Consider the following 22,760-nt stretch of genomic DNA (forward strand, 5'->3'; position numbering starts at 1 on the left):
GCGTACCGAGCCCGTCCCGGTGCCGTTGTCGGAGGCCGATGGCAGGGTGGCGGCATGGCGATCGAGGTGCGTCCGGCGACGGCGTTCGACGACGTGAAGACGATGGTGGGCCCGAAGCGGCCCGACGCCAACGTGTGCTGGTGCCTGAGCTATCGACTGACCTCATCCAAGGAGAACCTCTCCCTGACGGGGCCGGCGCGCGGCGAGCGCGTCCGCGAGCTCTGCCGGCTGGATCCGCCGCCCGGCGTGCTCGCCTACGACGGCGACGACGTCGTGGGGTGGGCGGGCGTGCACCCGCGCGCCGATACGAGCTTCGCGCGGAACCGCAAGATCCCGCACGTCGACGACCTCGACGTCTGGACGGTCTGGTGCATCCGCGTCCGTCCGGGTCACCGCGGCCGCGGCATCTCGCACGCGCTGCTGGCCGGCGCGGTGGAGTTCGCCGGCGACCACGGCGCCCCCGCCATCGAGGGCTACCCGCTCGACAATCGAGGGAAGAAGATCGACCTGACGATGGCCTACGCCGGCACGCGGGCGCTCTTCGAGCGGGCCGGGTTCACGAAGGCCGCCGACACCGAGTCGGTGCTGAACGGGTTCCCGCGCGTGCTCATGAGACTCGACCTGCGCTGATTCCTGCGCGCGTTCGAGTGGCCCACCCGATCACGAGTGGCCCACCCGATCAGAGGAAGAGCTTGAAGCCCACGTGCGAGGCCGCGAAGCCGAGCCGGTCGTAGAACCGGTGCGCGTCCTCGCGCCGTGCATCCGAGGTGAGCTGCACGAGCGCGGCGCCCCGCGCGCGGGCGTCCTCGATCGCCCACCGCATCATGGCGCTTCCCAGCCCTTGGCCACGCACGGAATCCGCGACCCGCACCGCCTCGACCTGCATCCTGGTCGCACCGCCGCGCGCGAGCCCCGGGATGAGCGTGAGCTGCATCGTGCCGACGACCTCGCCCGCGGCATCCTCGACGGTGACGAGCGCCTGCGCCGGATCGCCGTCGATCGCATCGAACGCGGCCTCGTAGGCGCCCCGCCGCTCGGGCGAGGTGCTGTCGTCGTTCGCCCGCAGCGCGTCGGCCGCGAGGAGCCCGATCAGGGCTGGGAGGTCGTCGCGGCGGGCTCGGCGGAGCGCGAAGGGCACCCCGGCCACGTCGAGCGTGACGGGAGCGGTGAGGGCGGCAGCTGGCATGCCCTCCAACCTGCCACAACCGCCGCGTCGCCGAGGATCCCGCCGCGACCGCTCATCGCAGGATCCGGTCCGCTCGCCGCAGGGGGCTTCCGCAGGTCCGCATCCGTGCGCTACCGTCGGAAACCCGACCGAACGATCGGTCAGGAACTACAGCGCTCCCACCCCGTGCGCTCCCTCCCCTACCGAGACCCACGCCAGAACAACGGAGTTCGCATGACGTCAACCGTCCCCGAAGAAGCCCAGCGCACCGGCCGCATGCCGGCCGAGGAGCGCAAGGTCCTCGCCGGCACGCTCGTCGGCACCTCGATCGAGTGGTACGACTTCTTCATCTACGCGCAGGCGGCCGGCCTGGTGCTCGCCCCGCTCTTCCTCGCCCCCGTCGCGGAGACGAGCCCGGGCCTCGCCCAGGTGCTCGCCTTCGCGACGATCGGCATCTCGTTCCTCTTCCGGCCGCTCGGCGCGATCGTGGCCGGCTACCTCGGCGACCGGCTCGGCCGCAAGAAGATGCTCGTCTTCACGCTCGTGCTGATGGGCCTGTCGACCGCGCTCATCGGGCTCCTGCCGACGTATGCCGCGATCGGCATCGCCGCCCCGATCCTGCTGATCCTGCTCCGCATCCTGCAGGGCTTCTCCGCGGGCGGCGAGTGGGGTGGCGCGGCGCTCATGGCGGTCGAGCACGCCCCGACCTCGCGCCGCGGCTACTTCGGCGCGTTCCCGCAGATCGGCGTGCCCGTCGGCATGATCCTGGCCACGTCGACGCTCTTCGTGATCACGTCGCTGCTCACCCCCGAGCAGTTCACGACGTGGGGCTGGCGCATCCCGTTCCTGCTGTCGATCGTCCTGATCGCCGTCGGCTACGTCATCCGCCGCGCGGTCGAGGAGAGCCCGATCTTCCAGGACCTGCAGCGCCGCAAGAAGGAGTCGGCGACGCCGCTGCGCCAGCTGTTCCGCCACAACACGAAGTCCGTCATCCTCACCGCCGTCATCTTCATCGGCAACAACGCCGCCGGCTACCTGCTGATCGCGTTCTTCGCCACCTACGCGGTGACGGTGCTCGGCATGGACCGACCGACCGTCCTCCTCGCCACCACGCTCGCGTCGTTCGGCTGGCTGGTCTTCACCCTGTGGGGCGGCCATGTCTCCGACCGCCTCGGGCGCGTGCGCACCTTCCAGATCGGCTACGCGTTCCTCGCACTGTGGGCCGTGCCCATGTGGTTCCTCATCGACACCGGCGACATCGTCTGGTACTTCGTCGCGCTGTTCGTGATGACGTTCGGCCTCGGCCTCTCCTACGGACCGCAGGCGTCCCTATACGCCGAGATGTTCCCGGCGAACGTCCGCTACTCGGGCGTCTCGATCGGCTACGCGCTGGGCGCCATCCTCGGCGGCGCGTTCGCCCCGATGATCGCCGAGGCGCTCATGAGCTCGACCGGCCAGTCGTGGACGATCGGCGTCTACATCGCGCTGGCGGCCCTGATCTCGCTCGTCGGCGTCTCCCTCGTGAAGGAGCCGAAGGGCATCGACCTGCACGCCTAGGTCGCGGTCGCCCGGCGGGGTCCACGCGATGAAGGGGGGCGGATGCCGCATCCGCCCCCTTTCACGTGCGTCCGCACGCCGGCGTCAACGGGTGGCCGCTGTCGGCGGCATCCGGGACCATGGGGCCATGGACGTCACCGACTGGCTGCTCGACGCCGACCCCTCCATCCGTTGGCAGGCCATGCGCGACCTGCTCGACGAACCGGCCGACCGGGTCGCCGCCGAGCGGGCACGCGTGGCCCGTGACGGCTGGGGCCGGGCGCTGCTCGACCTGCAGGATGAGCGCGGCTACTGGGGCGGCGACGAATACGGCGAGGACGGCGACCGCCGAGGCACGCACTGGGTGCTGTTCAACCTGCTGCGGCTGGGTGCCTCCCCCGACGACCGCGAGGTGCGTTCCGCGATCGAACGGGTTCGTGACGGCGTGGTGTGGAAGTACCACGACGGCCTGCCCTACTTCCACGGCGAGGTCGAGGAGTGCGTGAACGGTGGCGTGCTCGCGCTCGCGGCCTACTTCGGCGAGCTGGGGGCGGGCAGCGATCGCATCGTGGCGCGACTGCTCGACGAGCAGCTCGACGACGGCGGCTGGAACTGCGATCGCGCCGAAGGCTCGGTGCGTTCCTCGTTCGACTCCACCATCTGCGTGCTCGAAGGCCTGCTCGGCTATCAGCGCGCCGTGACCGACCCGCCAGCGGCCATCGCCGAGGCCCGGCGCCGCGGCGAGGAGTACCTGCTCGAGCGGAGCCTGTTCCGCCGGCGGTCCACCGGCGAGGTCGTGAAGCAGCGCTACCTCAACTTCGCGTTCCCGCCCTACTGGACCTACGACGTGCTGCGCGCGCTCGACTACTTCCGCGACGCCGGCGGCCGCCCCGACGCGCGCCTCGGCGAGGCGATCGACGTGGTGCGCGCGCAACGCCGCGACGACGGGCGCTGGCCGGCGGGCCGGCCGTGGCGGGGCGAGGTGTTCTTCGCGCTCGACGTACCTGAGGGCGAGCCGAGCCGGTGGAACACGCTCAGGGCGCTGCGCGTGCTGCGCTGGGTCGAGGGCGACGCCTCGCCGGGCGCTGCGGCCGGCTAGGCGGGAAGGCCCTCGAGTTCGCCCATCGCGGTCGCGAACTCGCCGCCGAACGGGTCGTCGTCGACGAATTCCAGCTCATTGCGATCCATGATGTGTACCCCGATCCGCACGTCCGGCATGACTCGATTTGTTCGAGACGCCACGTTATGCCTGAAGGCATGCGACCGCCAGCCCCCCGAACCGGGGGAAAGCGTCGCTCGCGGCGGTCACGTCGTGGTTCGGCGCTCGAGCCGCGCGATGCGCGCCCTGGCGTTCTGCTCGCTCGGTGACATCCGGCCCAGCACCCGCGTGCCGATGACGAGGAACACCCGCGTCAGCGTGATTGCCGGCCACCACGGCCGGCGCAGGCCGAGCAGCTCGCGGTAGCGCGGGTCGAGTGAGGCGACGGCACCGCCGAAGAGGACCGGGTAGAGCCGCCCGGTGAGCCCGGGCAGGCCCGGCCGGCGGATGAATCGCACCGCGGCGGCGACCCGCTCGTCGGGTTTCGCGTCGGCGAGGAACGCCGTGAGCTCGGCGTGCAGCTGCGCCACGCTCGTGGGCGGGTCGGTCACGCCCATGAGCCGGCCTGCCTGCGCCCACTCGCGCACGTAGGCGTCGAGCCCGCCGGGCACCGGCCGCCCCCAGATGCGGTGCGCGCCGATGAACGCCTCCGTGAAGGCGTCATGCACCCAGCGCAGCAGATCCTCGTCGTTGGCCGAGTACTCGCGCTCCGCCCCTCGAGCGTCGACGTACGTGCCGGTCACGCGTTCGTGCAGCCTGCTCACCCGAGCGGATGCCGCGGTCGCCGCTCGCCGGTCGCCGAAGGTCGTCATGGCGACCCACCGCACGGTGCCGTCGAGTCGTCCGAGCGGGTCCTCGCCGTAACGCGAGTGGTCATGGACGCCGGCCATCGCCCCCGGATGCAGCGTCTGCAGCAGCAGGGCGCGGATGCCGGCGACGAGGGTCGGCAGCGCGCCGTTCACGGCCCAGACGGCGCTGCCCGGCCCGAAGAACCCGGCGTCGTCGCCCTCAGCGAGTGAGCGGGTCCACGCCGGCCCCTTCGCGCGGCGGCTGCGCACGGGCTTCCAGCGCGGCGCGGTCCCACCGTGGTCCATGTTCGACCGTACCCCGCTCGGGCAGGGCGCATCCTGCGGATCTGCCGCGAACCGAGCGCGCGCGCCATCATGGAGCGATGAGCGAGTCACCGCGACGAATTCGCCGCGAATCCCCCAGCGATCGCCGTGGCGAGCTGCTGGCGGCCGCGCGCGACGAGGCGGCCGGACGTCGTCCGGCCGACCTGCTGCACCAGTGGTCGACGGATGCCACGGTCGGCCCGAGTCCCGTCGACCTCCGCACGACCGTGGCCTACGACACGCTCGCGCTCGATGCTGCCCGCGACTACGAGGCGCTGCTGCTCTCGCCGGTGGCCCCGCTCGGCGCGGCATCCGTCGTCGCTCCGACCTCGCAGGACCGCACGCTCTCGACCATCCGCGCATCCGAGGTGGTCTCCGACCCGACGAACGTGCTGGCGCTCGAGGCCGCGCGCCGGCTGCAGGTCGACCCGCGGCAGGAGGTGCGGCTCTGCGCGACGCACCAGGTCCTCCGCATGCAGCCGGTCGCCGGCGGCGAGGGGCACACCCGGCACTTCCGTCTCTTCGTGCTGGCCGACGCCGGCGCCGGGCTCGCCGACGACGGCTTCGAGGTCGCCGCCGTGGCCGCGCAGCTCGCCGTCCACCGCCGCATGCTCGACGCCGCGGCATCCGCCCGCGGCCTCGACTGGGAGCGTCCCCTCGCCATCGTGCGCACCGACGGGACCCTCCCGGCGCTCGGCAAGCGCGTCACAGCCGCGATCGCCGCGTCGCAGCCGGACGTCGAGGTGCGCGCCGAGACACTGGCGTCGACCTACTACCACGGGCTTCGCCTCGGCTTCGGCGTGCACGACCGCGCTGGGGCATTCCGCGAGGTGGTCGACCTCGGCGTGTTCGACTGGGTGGCGCAGCTCACCAGCAACCGGCGCCACCGCTACGTGGCGAGCGCGATCGGCATCCAGCTGCTGCCGCTGCTGTTCGGCGGGAGATGATGGATGGCGTGACCCAGCCCGAACGCCACGACGCCGGCGATGCCCGCACCCCCGGCCGACCGCACGTGCTCGGTCCGGTCGTCGACGACATGACCCGCTGCGTCCACTACCGCACCGAGGTCGACATCGTGGCGATCAGGTTCGCGTGCTGCGGCGAGTACTACCCCTGCCACCGCTGCCACCAGGAGACCGCCGACCACGAGGCGACGCAGTGGCCGATCGACGAGCGCGACCGCGAGGCGGTGCTCTGCGGCGCCTGCGGCACCGAGCTCACGATCGACGCCTACCTCGGCGCCACCGAGTGCCCGAACTGCCACGCGCCGTTCAACGAGCGCTGCGCGCTCCACACCCACCTGTACTTCGAGACGGAGCCGGCCGAAGGCTGATCGCTGCCGCGGCCGTCGCACCTCAGCCCAGCCGGGCGCCCACCCGATCCGCCCGGAACTGGCCGGCCAGCACGAGCACGGCGATCACGACGGCGAAGACGCCGCACGCGATGAGCCCGACCGGGCCAGCCAGCCACGCCGGCGGGATCGGGGAGCCGGCGGCGACGAACAGGGCGGCGAGGCCCGCGGACGCGTTGAACGCGCCATGCCCGAACACCGCGGGCCACACCGATCCGGTGCGCAGGCGGCTCCACCCGAGGAGCACGCCGAACAGCATGCCGGCGAACGTCATGAGCAGCACGCCCCACGCGTCGGTCAGGCCGTAGTTGTAGCCGAGCAGGATGAGCGGCGTGTGCCAGAAGCCCCAGAACGCACCCGACAGCAGCAGCGCAGGCCACACGCCGAGCGGCCGGAGCGCGGGCAGCAACCAGCCGCGCCACCCCACCTCCTCGCCGAACGCGAGCGGCGCGTTGAGCACGGCGCCCAGCGGGATCATCGCCAGCTGCATCGCGACCATCAGCCCGATCGGGGGCATCGGCGAATCGGCCGGCAGGGTCGCCGCGAGTTGCTCGGCGAACCCCGAGAACCCGACCAGGTCGAACTGCGCGAACCCCAGCACGCCCACCACCACGAGTCCCGCCGCGACCAGCACGGGCATCGCGAAGATCGTCGCCACGGTCACGCCGAGGGTGCGGCCCACCGGCCGCAGGGGCCACATGCCGAGCTCGCGCAGGATGCCGCGGGCGCCCCGCCTGCCGCGACGGCGGCGTTCGACGAGCAGCGCCGCGACGGTGCCCACCGCGGGCGTGAACATCATGGCCGCCGCGATCAGGGGCAGCAGCGGGTCGGCCATGCCCTGGGCACGGAGCCAGAGCGGCAGCGCGACGAGCCAGGCCAGCCCACACGCGGTGACCGCGAAGACGGCGACCGCGGCCCAGTCCACGCGCGAGGGCACGTCGTCCGTCTCCGCGCCCGGCGGCGCCCCGATCGGGGCCGGCGCGAGGTCGCCGTCGGGGTGGAGATCGGTCCCGGAGTCACGGCGGTCATCGGTCACGAGCACGACGCTACGCCGCCGACGAGCCCGTGGGATCCGTCGCACGACGGAGGTCGATCCGCCATGCGGCGGGGACGCCGAGCACACCTGGGCCCGGTTCAGCCGCGAGCCGGTGTCCGCCGCATCCGGCGACCGGGCCGCCGTCAACCGGCGTCGCGCACGAGGCGGCGCAGCAGCCCGGCGAGTGTCGCCTGCTCGTCACGACTCAGGCCGCGCAGCGCCTCGCCTTCGCGACCGGCGAGCTCGCGCATGGCCTCGTCGACGTGGGTGGCACCGTCGTCGGTGAGGCGCACGAGCACGCTCCGGGCATCGTTCGGGTTCGGGCGGCGCTCGACGAGTCCACGCCGGGTGAGGTTGTCGAGGCGATTCGTCATCGCCGCGCTGCCGATCATCGTCGCGGCGATGAGCTGGCCGGGGCTGAGTTCGTGCGGCGGCTCCTCGCGCCGGAGCGCGGCGAGCACGTCGAACTCCCACGCCGCGAGCCCGGCCGCGCTGAAGGCCTCGGCGCGCAGGTGCGCCAGCCGGTTCGCCGCCCGCCGCAATCGCGACATCACGTCGAGGGGGGTCAAGTCGACCCCGGGAAGCCGGCGCGACCACGCGTCGATGATCAGGTCGACGTCGTCGTCGCGATCGCTCGCCGTGGGGCCCATACCTTCGAACGTACCTCGCTCGCGAGTCGCGTCGGCCTATTGCCGCGGCAGTACGGTCAGCACGCGCTGGATGTGCTCGCGGAACTCCGCCATGAATCCCGTCAGGAACTCCTGCGTACCGGCGTTGCGGATCTCGCCGTCGTCGCCGAAGGTCTCGGGCGAGTACTGGATGTACGCCTCGGGCGCCGTCATCTGCCGGGCGTTGCAGAAGCTCAGCACCGCACGGAGGCTCTGCTGCGCGAGCGCCGTGCCGATCGACCCGACCGATGCCCCGACCACCGCGGCCGGGATGTGGTCGAACGAGTTCTGGCCCCACGGTCGCGACGCCCAGTCGATCGCGTTCTTCAGGGCGCCCGGGATCGACCGGTTGTACTCGGGCGTCACGAAGAGCACGGCGTCGGATGCCGCGATCGCCTCCTTGAGCGCCAGGGCCTGCGGCGGGTAGTCGTCGTCGTAGTCCTGGCTGTACAGCGGCAGGTTCCCGATCGGGATCTCGGTGAAGGCGAGGTCGTCGGGTGCGACCCGGATCAACGCCTTCGAGAGGATCCGGTTGACGGACGTCGACGACAGGCTGCCGACGAAATAGCCGACCTGGTATGCGGGCATGATGCACTCCTCACTCGAGCGCCTCACGCTACGCCCGGGATGCTCGCGGCACGAGGGGTTGCGGAGTCGCCACGCGGGCGTCGAGGCTCGGTGCGGGTGCCCGGTGCCGAGTTTCGGGTGTCGGCACCCGAACCTACGATGGACCGCGGAGGCAGACCCATGAGCGAGCAGGCCCTGAACGCGCATCCCATCGATGACGGCGCCGACGGCATGCGCCCGGGCGAGCACTCCTGGCCCGGCGACCTCACCACCGTCGACACTCGCTTCGGCGTCTTCGCGGCCGTCGACGACGGCGAGGTCACCCGCATCCGCAACATCCGCTACGCCGTCGCCGAGCGCTTCGCGCCGCCGGTGCCGGTCGAGCCCGACCCGCGCGAGGCATCCGCCCGCCAGTACCAGCGGCTCGGATGCCCGCAGCCGCCCGCCTCGAGCGACGGCCTCTTCGGCGGCACGATGCGCGGCGTCGAGTTCGACGAGGACTGCCTGCGGCTCTCGATCACGCGCCCCGCCGACTGGGCCGGCGAGGCGCTGCCGGTCATGGTGTGGGTGCACGGCGGCTCCTACGTGTCGGGTGCGGGCGACGTCGGCGGCTACGATCCCGCGGCGCTCGTGCGCGAGCAGCGCGTCGTCGTGGTCACGATCACCTACCGGCTCGGCGTGCTGGGCTTCCTCGGCGGCGGCGACCCGGGCGCGCGGCCGGCCAACCTCGGGCTGCTCGACCTCGTCGAGGCCCTGCGCTGGGTCCGTTTCCGCATCGACGCGTTCGGCGGCGACCCCGGGCGGGTGACGGTCTTCGGCCAGTCGGCGGGCGCGGATGCGATCGCGCACCTGCTCGTGGCATCCGGGGCCGAGGGGCTCGTGAACCGGGCGATCGTGCAGAGCGCGCCGTTCGGCATCCGGCAACGACGGCGTCGCCTGCAGGAGCGCATGCGGCGGGCGGCGGGTCCGCTGGCTCCCGATGCCGCGCTCGACGAGCTGTTCGCCGCGCAGGACCGGGCGGCGCGCGCGGCGGCGGGGTTCGGACTGCGCTCGGGCATGCCGTTCAGCCCCCAGTACGGGCACGCCCCGCTGCCGCTGGAGCGCGAGGTGGCCGCCGGCTGGCGGCGGCGAGCGCCCGAGCTCGAGGTGCTCGTGACCTCGACCACCGAGGAGGCCGCCTTCTTCCTCGAGCTCGCGCCGAAGCTGAAGTCGCTCACGTCGAGGCGGGTGATCGGGCCGCCGACCCGGTTCGCGCTCGTGCGCCTCGTGACGAGCGCCGTGTACACGCGGGGTGCCCGGCGCTTCGCGCGGTTGCTCGCCCGCGGTGGCGGCCGGGTGCAGGTCGCCCGATTCGACGGGCGGCCCGAGGGCAGTCGCATCGGCTCGGCTCACGCCATCGAGCTCGCGCTGCTGTTCCCCAATGCGGTCGCGTGGGCGCCGGCGAGGCTGCTCGCGCCGCACGGCGCCGAGTCGCTCGTCGAGGCGGGCGCACCGCTGCGTGCCGCGTGGGGCGAGTTCGCTCGCACGGGGCGCATCGTCGAGCGGCACGTGCGACTCGGTCGAGGCTGGCGCGGCGGACTGCGGGTGCGCTGACCCCGACGTCGGTGCGCCGACCCGACGAGGGTGCGCCGACCCGACGATCAGCCGCCCGCGGTCAGCTCCGCGACCTCGGCCCACAGCTCGTCGGGAATCACGGCCTCGCGATTCGCGACGAGCTCGCGCACCCGGTCGGGATGCGAGACCCCGACGAGGGTCGACGTGATTCGCGCGTCGCGTGTCGAGAACTGCAGGGCGACGGCGGCCAGGTCGACCCCGTACGAGTCGCAGAGCGCCCGGAGCCGCTCGGTGCGTGCCATGACCTCGGGGTCGGGCTCGCGGTACTGGTACCGCGGCTTCTGGTCGAGCGGCTTGGCGAGCAGGCCGCTGGCATAGGGGGCGGCGTTGAGGTAGGTCATGCCCAGCTCGACCACCTTGGTGATGAGGGGGCTCGCCGACTGGTCGAGCAGCGTGAACCGGTTGTGGTTGAGCAGCACGTCGAACACGCCCAGGTCGACGTACTGTTCCATCGCCTCGAGGTCACCGCCGGCAACGCCGATCGCGGTGACCAGCCCCTCCTCCTTGAGCTGTCGCATGCCCTCGAGCGCCCCACCCGGGGCCGTGATCTCCTCGAACGCGAACCGCTCGGGGTCGTGCAGGTGGAACAGGTCGACCCGCTCCACGCCGAGCCGCTCGCAGCTCTCCTCGAACGACCGGCGCACGCGCGCGGCCGAGAAGTCCCGGCCGTCGGGGTCCGCCTTGGTGGCCAGCACGAACCCGTCGGGAAGTCCGCCGGCCCGCTCGATCGCGACGCCGATGCGCCGCTCGCTCTCCCCCTTGCCGTACTCGTTCGACGTGTCGAGGAAGTTGATCGGGGTCTCGAAGACGGCCTCGACCGTGGCGATGGCCCGGTCCTCGTCGACCCCGTAGCCGTACGTCTGCGGCATGCCGCCGAGGGGACTCGTGCCGACGCAGAGATCGGACACGGTGATGCCGGTCGTGCCGACGGGGTTGAACTCCATGGTTCCTCCTGGCGAGAAGTCCTCGAGCACTGCTGGGTCCTCCTCATTCTCGACCGGACGACCCCAGTTCGTCGCGTCGGCGTGACAGGTGGGCCCGTTCGGCGGTGTTGCCGGCGAGCGCGATCGCCCGGTCGTAGGCGGTGCGCGCCTCCGCTCGACGCCCGAGCCGGCGCAGGAGCTCCGCACGCGTGGCGTGGAACGCGTGATAGCCGTCGAGCGCGTCTGCCACCCGGTCGACGGCCCTCAACGCGACATCCGGCCCCTCGAGCTCGCCGACCGCGATGGCACGGTTGAGGGCGACGATCGGCGAGGCATCCAGTCGCTGCAGCTGGTCGTACAGGGCGACGACCTGCGACCAGTCGGTGTCGCGGGCGTCGCAGGCATCGGTGTGCACCGCGTTGATCGCCGCCAGCAGCTGGTAGCGACCGGGAGCCGCGCCCGAATCCAGGCGCTCGCGCACCAGCCGGTGCCCCTCCTCGATCAGCGCGGCATCCCACAGCCGGCGGTCCTGCTCCGCAAGCGGCACGAGTTCGCCTGCGGCAGAGAGGCGAGCCGGGCGGCGTGCCTCCGTCAGCAGCATCAGCGCCAGCAGGCCGACCACCTCGCCGTCGTCGGGGAGCAGTTCACGGATCAGCCGCGTCAGCCGGATCGCCTCGGCCGTCAGGTCGGCACGCACCGGGTCGGTGTCGGGGCCGGTCGCGAGGTATCCCTCGTTGAAGACGAGGAACAGCACGGCGAGCACGCCGGTGATGCGCGCTGGGAGATCCCGTGCCGACGGCACCCGGTAGGGGATGCCGGCGGCGGCGATCTTGCCCTTGGCCCGGGTGAGGCGCTGCGCCATGGTGCGCTCCTGCACGAGGAATCCCTCGGCGATCTGCGGCACGGTGAGGCCGCCGACCAGGCGGAGCGTCAGCGCGATCCGTGCCTCCATCGCCAGGGCCGGGTGGCAGCACGTGAAGACCAACCGGAGCCGGTCGTCATCGATGACGCCGAGCGGTTCGGGCGGGTCGTGGTCGGTCAGCATCAGTGCCTCCCGGTGCTTGTCGGCACGCTTGTGCTCGCGCCGGATCCGATCGATCGCCTTGCGATTGGCGGTCGTGGTGAGCCACGCGCCGGGGTTCGGCGGCACGCCGTCGGCCGGCCACCGCTCGACGGCGGTCGCGAACGCCTCGGCCGACGACTCCTCGGCGAGGTCGAGGTCGCCGAAGCGCTTGGCGAGTGAGGCGACCACCCGGGCCCACTCCTCGTGGTGCGCCCGGGTGATCGCCGTTCGGGCGTCGATCAGTCCTCCGGGCCCAGGAGCGGCCGCACCTCGAGCCGTCGGTTGCACGCCTTGGACCCGTCGGCCATGAGCGCGAGCGCGACGTCGAGGTCGGGCGCCTCGATGATCCAGAGGCCCGCCATGTGCTCCTTCGACTCGATGAACGGTCCGTCGGTGAAGACGGGTTCGTCGCCTCGGCCGTCGATGACCGTCGCCGTGCTCGGGTCGGCGAGGCCGGCCGCGAACACCCAATGGCCGCCCGCCCGAAGCCGGTCGTTGAACGCGTCGATCGCGACCGCCTCCTCGGGCGTGCCCGAGTTGGTCCGGTGGTCGATCACGGAAACCAGGTACTGCATCTCACACCTCCGAGTGCGGTTCAGCTGCCATTGTGCGACGGATGCCGCGTGCTACGCGTACTGCGGACGCCCGGCGGGTCGGTACGTCTGCACCGTGATGCCCGTCGGGAAGGTGCGCGATTCGAGGAGCTCGAGGGCGAAGTCCCTGCCCGACTCGGGGAACAGTCGAGTACCGCCACCGACGATGACCGGGCAGACGATCAGCGTCATCTCGTCGACGAGCTCGTGCTCGAGCAGCCACCGGATGAGCTGGCCGCTGCCGTGCACCTGCAGCTCGCCGCCCGGCTGGGCCTTCAGGTCCCGGATGGCGGCCTCGAGGTCTCCCGAGAGCACGGTTGAGTCCGCCCAGCCCGGGTCGGTGATCGTGTTCGATGCGACGTACTTCGGGCGTGTGTTCAGGGCGCCCGAGAACGGGTTCTCGCTCGCGTCCCGAACGCCCCAGTACCCGGCGAAGAGCTCGAAGGTGCGCCGGCCGAACAGGAACGCGTCGGCCCGCTGGTAGAAGTCGGCGATGTAGCCGACCGACTCCTCGTCGCCGACCGGGATCGCCCAGCCGCCCCGGTCGAATCCGGGGTCGAGCTCGGGGTTGTTCCCGCCGTTCGCCTGCATCACGCCGTCGACGGTGATCTGGGTGTTGGTGATCAGCTTCATGATCGTGGTCCCTCTCTCGGGCCGCCCCCTCTGGCGACCTCTCACCCCTGCTACGAACAGGAGGAGCCGGATGCGACAGCACTGCCCCGACATTCTCGAGCCGATATCGGCGAGCGTATCGACGTGGCGGCGGGACCGTCGATCCGGTCCGACTCAGGCGGCGCGCAGCCCCAGCGAGTCGAGCACGCGCACGAGGGTATCGGGAGCACCGACATTGCCGGGGACGACGACATAGAGCAGTTCGCGGCCGTCGTGGGTAGTGAGTCGCCAGACCGACACCCCGGGCAGCACCTGCCCCACCACGACGGCCGACGTCGCGCCGATGCCGACGCGGGCCACTTCCGCCGACGTGATGCCGCCCTTCGACACGACGACCTCCACCTCGGGAAGCAGCGTGCGCACTGCGGTGGTGAGCGCGGCCATCACCTTCTCACCGTGTGCGAGCGTGTTGTGCATGGCCGACCGGTCGCGCTCGCTCGTCACGATGGCGAGTGGATGCACGGCGAGGTGTGCTCTGGCTGCCTCGGCTGCCGTCCACCCCGCGGACGCCGGCTCGGCGAGGGCGGCGTCCGTGTCGATGACGGCGGGAGCGCCCCACGACGCGACGAGCGGCGCGAGCTGGGCGGTCGCGCCGGCAGTGTGCGAGCCGCAGACGAGCAGCACGGGGCCCGGTTCCGGGATCAGGGGCGCCTCGAGCAGGGAACGGCTCGCGACGCCGGCGAGTTCGGCCGCGAGCGGTGCCGCGCAGCGCACGACCACGTCGACTCCCGCCGTCGTCGTCGCCTCCACGGCGCGGGCGATGGCGGCGATATCTTCGGCGTCGACCGCATCGGGCACGATGACGGTGCCGGCCGGCGCGTTCGCGATCGTGTCGGCCAGTGACGGGCCGTCACCGCGAACGGCGGACAGCGGGACTGACACGCCCGTGCGCCCCGACTTCGCGGCGACGTAGTCGACGAGCACGCCCGTGGAGAACCCGAACACCGGGTCATCCGCGTATTCGCTCTCGTGGGCGGGCACGTCGACGCCGTCGACGCGGACGAGATGCACGCCGTCGCGGGTCGTGCGCCCGCCGTCGGGAAAGGCCGGCACGAAGAGCATGACTGCGCCGTCGTCGAGGAAGACCTCGGTCTCGGCGAAGACGTGGCCCCGGAGGGTCGAGTCGCCACGGAGTACGAAGCGCACCTCGTCGCCGAGGCGACGGGCGGCCTCCTCCCCGTCGGCGCGGATGCCTCGCACCAGCGCCACGGCGGTCGGCTCGTCGAGCGCGCGGCTGTTGGTCTGCACGTACACGCTGTCGGCATTCCGTAGGGCGTCGGTCAGCAGGTCGGCGTCGCTTTCGAGGAGCACGGTGACGCCCGTGGCCGACTGCGTGCCGGTGGGGTCGTCGTCCAGGACGATGGTCTTCATGGTGAATCCTTGATCGGGAGCGAGGGGACGGAGCGGATGCCCGCGGCGGACGGGCCGGCGCGTGGGCCGGCCCGTCCGGGGCTTCACGCCTGGGCGATGATCTCGTCGACCCGGGCGCGGTCCTTCGGACCCCAGGTCTCGCGGGTGAGCAGGGTGCCGATGAGGCCGAGCAGGCCGCAGCCGAGGTACACCCAGGCCACGCCGCCCCAGCCGAGCGGCACGGCGACGGCTGTGGCGATGAGCGGGATGAAGCCCGAGATCGCCGCCGAGAACTGGTAGCCGATCGAGGCGCCCGACGAGCGGATGTTCGTGCTGAACAGCTCCGAGAACCACGCGCCCTGCGTGCCGGCCAGCGAGTCGTGGATGATCGACATCGCGATGATGTAGACGAACACGATCAGATACGGCAGGCCCGTGTTCACGAGCAGGAACATCGGGAAGGCGAACGCGATGAGCAGGATGGTGCCGAAGAAGTACATCGGCCTGCGTCCGACCCGGTCGCTCAGCGCGCCGAACAGGATGGTCGTGAACAGTCCGATCGCCGCGGCGGTGACGAGGCCGGTGAGCGCCGTCGCCCGGTCGGTGATCGGGTCATCACCCGTCGTGAGGTACGACAGCATGTAGGTGACGATCACGTAGAACCCGCCCGACTCCGCGAGGCGCAGGGCGATGACCCGCAGGATCGTGCGCCAGTCGTTCTTGAAGACCTCCTTGAGGGGGTTCTTCACGACAAGGCCCGCGGTCTTGGTGTCGATGAACTCGGGCGACTCCGAGACCTTCGCGCGGATGATGAGGCCGGCGATGATGAGCACCGACGACAGCAGGAACGGCAGGCGCCACGCGAGCTCGTTGTCGAGGTTCGTCGACCAGAGGAAGACGAGGTTGGCGAGGAGGAGACCGAGCGGCACGCCGGCCTGCGGGATCGCGGTGTACTTGCCTCGTTGCTTCCATGGCGCGTGCTCGAACGTCATGAGGATCGCGCCGCCCCACTCCGCACCGAAGGCGATGCCCTGGATGACGCGGATGAGCACGAGGAGGATGGGAGCGAGCAGCCCGACCTGTTCGTAGGTCGGCAGGATGCCGATGAGCACGGTGGAGATGCCCATCAGGAGGAGCGCGCCGACCAGTACCGGCTTGCGGCCGATGCGGTCGCCGAGGTAGCCGCCGATGACGCCGCCGAGGGGGCGCATCGCGAAGCCGATGCCGAAGGTGGCGAAGCCGAGCAGGACTCCCACCACCGGGTCCTCCGCGTGGAAGAACACGGTGTTGAAGTACAGCGCGGCGGCCGTGCCGTACGCCAGGAAGTCGTAGTTCTCGATGGTGGTGCCGACGGCACTGCCGATGGCGGTGCGCAGCTTGTCTGGTGAGCCGTTCCTGGCTCGGACCTGGGGGTCGATGGTCATGGTCGTCATGATCGGTTCATATCTCCCTTGATACTGGGCCGGTCGTGGCCCGTTCCCTCGGGAGCGAACCGTGGACTAGGTCCGGGCTGCGTTCCCGCGGTGAGCGTTGATCTTGTAGAAGTCGGTGATGTGCTGCTGCACGTGTTCGGCAGCGGCCGGCCCATCGCCGGCCACGATCGCCTGGAGGATCTCGCGGTGTTCTCGGCGGACGGTCTTGGCGGTCTCGCGCCAGTCCTCGAGCTCGGCGTACATCTGCACCATCTGCCGATGGATCGCCGTACGCAACGAGCCCATGAGGTGCGCGGTCAGGGCGTTCCCCGTCGATTCCGCGATCCGCATGTGGAAGGCGGCATCCAGCCGGTTGAACTCGGAGGAGTCGATCCCGGGGTCGTCCATCCGGTCGAGGATCGCGGCGAGGGCGCGGTGGTCGTCGTCATCTGAACGGTATGCGGCCTCCTCCACGCTCCAGGCCTCGAGGGCGAGTCGGGTCTCCAGCACGTCGTTCCAGCTGAACTGCGCCAGTGCGATCTGGAGCTTGAGGAGGTTGACCATCCCGTCGCCGGGCGTCGAGAGGAGCACTGCTCCCCCATCCGGCCCACCGCCGCGACGGATCTCGACGACGCCCAGCGCCTCGAGCACCCGGAGCGATTCGCGGAGCGACGGCCGGGACACCCCGAGCGAGACGGCGAGTTCCCGTTCGCTCGGCAGGTGATCCCCCGCCTTGAGGCGCCCGTCGAGGATGCGCTCCTCGATCTGCGCCATCACCTGCTCGTACGTGCGGATGCGTTGGACCGGCTCCCAGCCCTCGCCGTTCGTCGCCATGATCGAACCCCTCCGGTCGCCGAAGTCCACCTCGAGTGGATGTCAGTGTCTCCATCGTAGTTTCCATGGTCCGACGGTCTGACCGGGCTCAGGCGGCGACGGCGTGTTCGGCGCGGAACTCGGTCTCGAGCTGCCGCCGGATCTGCACGGCGAACTGGGTCTCGTCGAGCGTGACGTCGTCCCACGAGACCGTCTGGTCCTTCGGGACGTCGCGGATGAGCTTCGCCCCGTATGCGAGGCCGAGGGGCAGCGCGTTGCGGTCGAGCGAGATGTGCGAGGGCGCGAGCTTGCCGAAGACGGTGTAGCCGCCCTCGCCGTCGAGCGTGTCGCCGGCGCGGAGGTCCTTCTTCGCGGTCGTGACGACGTCGCCGCGGAACCCGGTCGGTGCGCCGGTCGGCTCGCGGCGGAGCACCGCCGAGGCGATCGAGACGCCGAGCTCGAGCCCGATCATGTGGTACGGGCGGTAGAGCGAGCCGTAGCGCCCGGTCTCGTCGGTGTGCACGCCGTACTCCTTGAAGCACTGCACGGCGTAGTCGGTGGTCGCCTCGAAGGTGACGTAGACGCCCCAGCGAAGGTTGTCGGGAACCTCGCGCCCGTCGCGGTACATGCTCGAGGCGATCTCGACCGTGCCGCGTCGAGTCAGGCTGCCGCCGGCGAACCGGTTCTCGCGGAACACGGTGGGCAGGTCGTCCTTGCTCGCCGCGGGGAAGAGCAGGCCCTCGTCCTGCGGGACGAGGCCGGTGCCATTGGCGACGGCCGCCATCTCGATCGCCGACTTCGTGCCGTCGAGGAACGAGTTGAACATCTTCGGGTTGTAGTCGCCGCTCGCGAGCTGCTCGGGCGTGAAGCCGTAGTAGTTCCACACGGTGTCGGGCGTGGAGTAGTTGTACTCGGGCAGGTACTTGGTGCCCTTGCCGGCGGCGACGACGTCGAAGCCGACCGTGCGGCACCAGTCGACGAGCTCGCAGATGAGGGCGGGCTGGTCGCCGTAGGCCATCGCGTAGATGACCCCGGCCGCCTGGGCGCGGCGCTGCAGGATCGGCCCGACCATGCAGTCGGCCTCGACGTTGACCATGATCACGTGCTTGCCGTGGTCGATCGCGGTGACGGCGTGATAGGTGCCGACGAGCGGGTTGCCCGTGATCTCGAGGATCACCTCGACGGCCGGGTGCGTGATGAGCGCGGTCGAGTCGTCGATCACCGCGGTGCCGCCGGTGCGCGCGGCCTCGTCGAGTGAGGCCGCCGCGTAGCGCTCGGCCGGCCACCCGGTGCGCTCCAGGGCGTCCTTCGCCTTGGGCACGTTGATGTCGGCCACGCCGACCACGTGCAGGTTGTCGCTGCCGACGGCCTGCGTCAGGAACATCGAGGCGAACTTTCCGGCGCCGATGACGCCGACGCGGATGGGCCCCGCTTGGGCGGTGCGCTGCTGCATGAGCGTGAAGAGATTCACGGACCACTCCTTTGTAGATCTCCCGGGCACATGGACGCCGGGCCTGAAATCTGTTGGATGAATGGTCAGACCATCATCGCGATAGATCGAGTGTATGGATGGTCTGACCATCTGTCAAGCGCGCATCCCGGATGCCGCGGGCGCTCCGAGCACCACCGTCGCCCACAGGCGCCGGATTGTCGGTGTGAAACCGGCCTCAGCCGGCCAGGAACTCCACGGCGGCCTGCCGGAACACACGTGACCCCGGCGCGTTGAAGTGGTGGCGGCCGGGCAGTTCGACGAACGTGCCGTTCGGCGTGGCATCCGCCAGCCGCTTCGACCGCTCGAGGATCGCGTCCTCGCTGCCCGTCGCGAAGAGGATCTGCTGCATCGGCGGGTGGGCCGGGTCGGGATCGGCGTCGCCGAGCCGCATGCCCTCAGCGAGCGCGATGAGCGCGCGCAGGTCGTTGTGCGGCACGCGCTCGGCGAGCGTCACGTAGTTCTGCGTCACCCGGTCTTCGACGGGGGTGCCGTGCTCCGCATACGCGCGCGCCTGCTCGATCTGCAGCCGCGCGAGGGGGCGCCCGTCGGGGATGCCGCCGAGCACGGCGCGCTCGACGTGCTCGGGCACGTTGACCGCGAGCTGCCAGCCCACGCGCGCACCGAGCGAGTACCCCGCGTATCGCACGGTGTCGAGCAGGTAGGTGTCGAGCACGGTGACGAGGTCGTCGACGAACGCGTCCATGCTGTAGTCGGATGCCTCGTGCGGCTTGTCGCTCGCGCCGTGGCCGCGCTGGTCGACGCCGAGCACGCGGAACCCTGCGCGCAGCAGGTCGCGCACCCACCCCGTGCTCACCCAGTTGTCGCGGCAGCTCGACGCGAACCCGTGCACGCAGAGCACCGTCGGCGCATCCTCGTCGCCCCACGAGTACGTGGCGATGCGGCGGCCGTCGCCCGCCATCACGAACTGCGGCGACGGCATCTCGGTCAGGGCTGGCAGCGCGGCATCCATGTCAGCCATTCTCCCGGTGGCCGGTCGTCAGGGCGTCCACCACGGCCGCAACGGCAGGTCCTCGTCGCCGCCGCGCTCGTCGGGCCGCACTGCGAGCACTTGGTGCAGCTGGATGCCGCCGGACTCGAATGCGAGCCGCGAGCCGGCCATGTAGAGTCCCCACACCTTCGCGGTCGGCAGGCCCACCTCGGCGACGGCCTCATCCCAGTGGGCGACGAGGTTGGCGCACCAGTCGCGGAGGGTCAGCGCGTAGTGCGGCCGCAGGTTCTCTTCGTGCAGCACCTCGAACCCGACGTCCTGCGCCTCGGTGATGATGCGGCCCGAGCCGGTGAGCTCCCCGTCGGGGAACACGTAGCGGTCGATGAATCCCCGCGTCGACGGACGTGACGTGTTGTCGGGGCGGGTGATGCAGTGGTTGAGCAGGAGGCCGCCGGGGCGCAGCCGCGACTGCAGGAACCGGAAGTACGACGCGTAGTTGCGCACGCCGATGTGCTCGAGGAGCCCGATCGACGAGACGGCGTCGAAGCCGCCCTCGGCCAGGTCGCGGTAGTCGCCGTAGCGCACCTCAGCGAGGTCGGCGAGGCCCTCCTCGGCGATGGCCCGCTGCGCCCACGAGGCCTGCTCCTCCGAGAGGGTCACGCCGAGCGCCCGAACGCCACGGCGGGCGGCGTAGCGCACCATGCCGCCCCAACCGCAGCCGACGTCGAGCAGCCGGTCGCCGGGCTTCAGCCGCAGCTTCTCGAAGACGAGGCGGTACTTGTTCTCCTGCGCCTCATCGAGCGTGGCGTCGGCGTTCGGATAGCAGGCGCAGGTGTACGTCATCGTCGGGCCGAGCACCCACTCGTAGAACCTGTTCGAGACGTCGTAGTGGTGGTGGATCGCCTCGGCGTCGCGCGACTTGCTGTGCCGGAGCCCCTCCGCGACCCGGCGCCAGCGCGGCGGGACCTCCTGCGGCGGCGGCGCGATCGGACGCAGGTGCTCGACCCCGACCGAGCGGAACACCTGCGCCATGACGCGCGGCGATGGCATCCGGAACACGAGCTCGTCGGCGAGCGCCTTCAGCAGTTCGTAGGGGTCGCCCGGGTGCACCCCGTGGATGTCGAGGTCGCCGGCGATGTATGCGCGGGCCAATCCGAGGTCTCCCCGGGCGGTGGCGAGGTAGGTCGTGCCCCGCGGCGTCTTCAGCTCGATCCCGAACGGGGCGTCGGCCGGTCCGGCCGAGCTGCCGTCGTAGGCGGTGAAGTGCAACGGCAGGCGGCCGCCCGCGAAGATCTCGAGGATCTCGGCGAGCGTCAGCTTGCGCGCGGTCTCGGGGTGGCTCGCGGCATCCGGCCCGCCCGCGGCATCGGTGGGGCTCGTCGATCCGGAGGTCTCCGTCGTGTCGGGCCGCTGGCCCTTGATCGTGGTCATCGTCGTTGCACCGCCTTCGCATAGAGGTCGAGGAGCCGTGAATCGGGGTCGTATCGCGCCTTCGCCGCGCGGTAGTCGTCGCCGCCGTAGCGCGCGTCGAAGTCGTCGCGGGAGTAGAAGGCGTCGGAGTACAGCGATTTGTGTCCGCCGAGCTCGCTGACCTCGGCCTCGATCCGCCGGTTCGTCTCGCCCTCGGTCGCGCCGACGGGCACGGTGGACCAGAAGCCGACGTTCACCCACGTGCGGCCGGGCTCGATCGGGTACACGGGCCACGCGGCGTCGTCGCGGAGGCGCAGGGGGCACAGCCAGATCGGCTCGATGGGCACGTTCGCGAGGAACCAGTCGAGGAACTCGGCGGTGCGCTCGATCGGGATCTCGACGTCCTGGATGACGCGCTCTCGCGGGGGCCGCCCCTTGAGCCGCTCGAGGCGATCGCCGACGTCGAAGCGCCGCTCGAGCCGCATGAGCCGTGCGTACGATCGGCTGCGCCGGTAGCGCCGGGGCCAGAGCCGACGCACGAGCGGATGCTGCGCCCCGAACGCCGCCGAGCACCAGAACCAGTCGGTGTCCCACCGCCACAGGTAGTCGTGCGTCGTCAGGCGGTCGTGGGTCACGCCCTCGTCGTGGCGGATCGAGCGGTAGTAGATGCGCTGGCCCGTGTAGTCGCTGACGGGCCCGGATGCCGCGGTCTTCGTGCCGAGGCACAGGTACGCCTCGTTCGCGCTGAACACCACCCCGTCGAGGAAGTCGACGCGCGTGCCGTCGTGCTGACCGGTGGCGACGATGCCGTCGATCGCCGCCACGAGCGCGTCGAGGTCGTGGAACCGCACGTGCGTGAGCGCGACGAACGGCAGCACCGGCTCGAGCTCGATGCGCAGGCGCACCGCATAGCCCAGCGTGCCGTACGAGTTGGGGAACGCGCGGAACAGGTCGGCGTGCTCGTCGGGCGAGGCCGTGACCACCTCGCCGGTGCCGGTGAGGATGTCCATCTCCAGCACCGATTCGTGCGGGAGCCCGTTGCGGAACGACGTCGACTCGATGCCGAGGCCCGTGACCGCGCCGCCCAGGGTGATGGTCTTCAGCTGCGGAACGACGAGCGGGGCGAGTCCGTGGGGAAGGGTCGCCGCGACCAGGTCCTCGTAGGTGCACATGCCGGCCACGTCCGCCGTGCGGGCCTCGGGGTCGACGGCGATGACGTGCGTCAGCCCCGACGTGTCGAGGCCCGGGGCATCCGTCGCCGACCTCGACCGGAACAGGTTCGACGTGGGCTTGGCCAGGCGCACCGCGGATGCCGCGGGCACGGCGCGATAGCTCTCGACCAGGCGCTCGACGCCGTGGGCGTGAGCGGTTCGTGCGTCGGTCGCGGGCGCGGACACGACCCCACGCTATCCCTGGAAGTCCTCTGGGTCGACGTCCTCGAGGAACCGCTTGAACTCGTCGAGCTTCTCCTCCTCGTCGTCCTGGTCGAAGTCGACCATCTCGGCGGGAATGCCGGCCTCGTCGAGCACCTCGTCGGCCACCCAGATCGGCGCGTGCACGCGCACGGCGAGCGCGATGGCGTCGGACGGGCGCGAGTCGAGCACCTGCGAGCCGGTCGGCGTCGTCAGGCTCAGCTCGGCGTAGAACGTGCCGTCGTCGATGCGGGTCACGTCGACCCGGTCGACGCGGGCGCCGAGCGTGCCGAACAGGGTGGTGATGAGGTCGTGCGACAGCGGACGGGGCGCCTGCTCGCCCTGCACGGCGATGAGGATCGAGGTGGCCTCCTGGGCACCGACCCAGATCGGCAGCACCCGGCCCTCCCCCGGCTCCTCGAGCAGCGGCTTCAGCAGCACGATGTGCTGCCGCGCGGCATCCAGCGCGACACCGAGCACGCGAACCTGGACCATGGCCCCTCCCGTCTGGCGATCGGGTGTG

23 protein-coding genes are annotated in these 22,760 nt (G+C 71.3%); 6 read left to right on the top strand and 17 right to left on the bottom strand.

The window, feature by feature from the left end; all coding sequences use genetic code 11:
* Window positions 1-54: 54 nt before the first annotated feature.
* Complete coding sequence (locus tag J2X63_RS04140; RefSeq protein WP_309974187.1) at window positions 55-630, top strand: GNAT family N-acetyltransferase; 576 nt, start codon at window positions 55-57, stop codon at window positions 628-630.
* A gap of 49 nt (window positions 631-679) precedes the next feature.
* Here the strand turns inward: J2X63_RS04140 and J2X63_RS04145 are convergent, their stop codons facing one another.
* Window positions 680-1,186 (bottom strand): GNAT family N-acetyltransferase, encoded by a 507-nt coding sequence (locus tag J2X63_RS04145; protein WP_309974189.1) that lies wholly within the window; start codon window positions 1,184-1,186, stop codon window positions 680-682.
* Between the two features lie 213 nt (window positions 1,187-1,399).
* Between J2X63_RS04145 and J2X63_RS04150 the strand changes: the two genes are divergently transcribed.
* On the top strand, window positions 1,400-2,722 hold the full coding sequence (locus J2X63_RS04150) for an MFS transporter (protein WP_309974190.1): 1,323 nt from the start codon (window positions 1,400-1,402) through the stop codon (window positions 2,720-2,722).
* Between the two features lie 127 nt (window positions 2,723-2,849).
* Window positions 2,850-3,800 carry a hypothetical protein gene (locus J2X63_RS04155; protein WP_309974192.1) on the top strand — a complete coding sequence of 317 codons (951 nt, stop codon included), beginning with the start codon at window positions 2,850-2,852 and terminating at the stop codon, window positions 3,798-3,800.
* Window positions 3,801-4,006: 206 nt separating this feature from the next.
* Here J2X63_RS04155 and J2X63_RS04160 read toward each other — a convergent pair whose 3' ends face one another.
* Entirely contained in the window at window positions 4,007-4,894 is an 888-nt protein-coding gene (locus J2X63_RS04160) for an oxygenase MpaB family protein (protein ID WP_309974193.1), read from the bottom strand.
* Window positions 4,895-4,971: 77 nt separating this feature from the next.
* Between J2X63_RS04160 and J2X63_RS04165 the strand changes: the two genes are divergently transcribed.
* Window positions 4,972-5,859, top strand: a complete 888-nt coding sequence (locus J2X63_RS04165; protein WP_309974195.1) for a hypothetical protein — start codon at window positions 4,972-4,974, stop codon at window positions 5,857-5,859.
* Window positions 5,859-6,245: a CHY zinc finger protein gene (locus J2X63_RS04170; protein ID WP_396133106.1), complete on the top strand. Its 387-nt coding sequence runs from the start codon at window positions 5,859-5,861 to the stop codon at window positions 6,243-6,245. Before J2X63_RS04165 ends, J2X63_RS04170 begins: the two co-directional genes overlap by 1 nt.
* Window positions 6,246-6,267: 22 nt before the next feature.
* Here the strand turns inward: J2X63_RS04170 and J2X63_RS04175 are convergent, their stop codons facing one another.
* The 3 genes from J2X63_RS04175 to J2X63_RS04185 form a co-directional block, all read right to left on the bottom strand.
* Complete coding sequence (locus J2X63_RS04175) at window positions 6,268-7,299, bottom strand: CPBP family intramembrane glutamic endopeptidase (RefSeq protein ID WP_309974197.1); 1,032 nt, start codon at window positions 7,297-7,299, stop codon at window positions 6,268-6,270.
* A gap of 143 nt (window positions 7,300-7,442) precedes the next feature.
* Window positions 7,443-7,949 (bottom strand): MarR family transcriptional regulator, encoded by a 507-nt coding sequence (locus tag J2X63_RS04180; protein WP_309974199.1) that lies wholly within the window; start codon window positions 7,947-7,949, stop codon window positions 7,443-7,445.
* Window positions 7,950-7,985: 36 nt separating this feature from the next.
* On the bottom strand, window positions 7,986-8,555 hold the full coding sequence (locus J2X63_RS04185; protein ID WP_309974201.1) for an NADPH-dependent FMN reductase: 570 nt from the start codon (window positions 8,553-8,555) through the stop codon (window positions 7,986-7,988).
* A 159-nt stretch (window positions 8,556-8,714) separates the two neighbouring features.
* On the opposite strand from J2X63_RS04185, the gene J2X63_RS04190 reads away from it, so the two are divergent.
* Window positions 8,715-10,127 (top strand): carboxylesterase family protein, encoded by a 1,413-nt coding sequence (locus J2X63_RS04190; RefSeq protein WP_309974203.1) that lies wholly within the window; start codon window positions 8,715-8,717, stop codon window positions 10,125-10,127.
* Between the two features lie 47 nt (window positions 10,128-10,174).
* Here J2X63_RS04190 and J2X63_RS04195 read toward each other — a convergent pair whose 3' ends face one another.
* The 12 genes from J2X63_RS04195 to J2X63_RS04250 all read right to left on the bottom strand — a co-directional run bounded on the left by J2X63_RS04195 (window position 10,175) and on the right by J2X63_RS04250 (window position 22,732).
* Entirely contained in the window at window positions 10,175-11,092 is a 918-nt protein-coding gene (locus J2X63_RS04195) for an aldo/keto reductase (RefSeq protein WP_309974205.1), read from the bottom strand.
* Between the two features lie 43 nt (window positions 11,093-11,135).
* Window positions 11,136-12,377: an RNA polymerase sigma factor gene (locus tag J2X63_RS04200; protein WP_396133141.1), complete on the bottom strand. Its 1,242-nt coding sequence runs from the start codon at window positions 12,375-12,377 to the stop codon at window positions 11,136-11,138.
* Window positions 12,374-12,709, bottom strand: coding sequence for a YciI family protein (locus J2X63_RS04205; protein WP_309974210.1), 336 nt, complete (start codon window positions 12,707-12,709; stop codon window positions 12,374-12,376). Before J2X63_RS04205 ends, J2X63_RS04200 begins: the two co-directional genes overlap by 4 nt.
* A 51-nt stretch (window positions 12,710-12,760) precedes the next feature.
* Window positions 12,761-13,360, bottom strand: coding sequence for a dihydrofolate reductase family protein (locus J2X63_RS04210; protein WP_309974212.1), 600 nt, complete (start codon window positions 13,358-13,360; stop codon window positions 12,761-12,763).
* Window positions 13,361-13,513: 153 nt separating this feature from the next.
* A complete protein-coding gene (locus J2X63_RS04215; protein ID WP_309974214.1) occupies window positions 13,514-14,770 on the bottom strand; it encodes a four-carbon acid sugar kinase family protein in 1,257 nt (418 codons plus the stop codon).
* Between the two features lie 83 nt (window positions 14,771-14,853).
* Window positions 14,854-16,182: an MFS transporter gene (locus J2X63_RS04220; RefSeq protein WP_309974216.1), complete on the bottom strand. Its 1,329-nt coding sequence runs from the start codon at window positions 16,180-16,182 to the stop codon at window positions 14,854-14,856.
* A gap of 66 nt (window positions 16,183-16,248) precedes the next feature.
* The gene (locus J2X63_RS04225; protein WP_309974218.1) at window positions 16,249-16,995 is read right to left on the bottom strand and encodes a FadR/GntR family transcriptional regulator; all 747 of its coding nucleotides are present in this window, start codon (window positions 16,993-16,995) and stop codon (window positions 16,249-16,251) included.
* A gap of 88 nt (window positions 16,996-17,083) precedes the next feature.
* Entirely contained in the window at window positions 17,084-18,445 is a 1,362-nt protein-coding gene (locus J2X63_RS04230) for a Gfo/Idh/MocA family oxidoreductase (protein WP_309974219.1), read from the bottom strand.
* Between the two features lie 196 nt (window positions 18,446-18,641).
* A complete protein-coding gene (locus tag J2X63_RS04235; protein WP_309974221.1) occupies window positions 18,642-19,436 on the bottom strand; it encodes an alpha/beta fold hydrolase in 795 nt (264 codons plus the stop codon).
* 27 nt (window positions 19,437-19,463) lie between these two features.
* The gene (locus J2X63_RS04240) at window positions 19,464-20,846 is read right to left on the bottom strand and encodes a class I SAM-dependent methyltransferase (protein ID WP_309974223.1); all 1,383 of its coding nucleotides are present in this window, start codon (window positions 20,844-20,846) and stop codon (window positions 19,464-19,466) included.
* On the bottom strand, window positions 20,843-22,222 hold the full coding sequence (locus J2X63_RS04245) for an FAD-binding oxidoreductase (protein ID WP_309974225.1): 1,380 nt from the start codon (window positions 22,220-22,222) through the stop codon (window positions 20,843-20,845). The genes J2X63_RS04240 and J2X63_RS04245 overlap by 4 nt, the downstream gene beginning before the upstream one ends.
* Before the next feature lie 9 nt (window positions 22,223-22,231).
* Window positions 22,232-22,732, bottom strand: a complete 501-nt coding sequence (locus J2X63_RS04250; protein ID WP_309974226.1) for a bifunctional nuclease family protein — start codon at window positions 22,730-22,732, stop codon at window positions 22,232-22,234.
* Window positions 22,733-22,760 lie beyond the last annotated feature (28 nt).

The organism is Agromyces sp. 3263, from assembly GCF_031456545.1.
Classification (GTDB): Bacteria; Actinomycetota; Actinomycetes; order Actinomycetales; family Microbacteriaceae; genus Agromyces.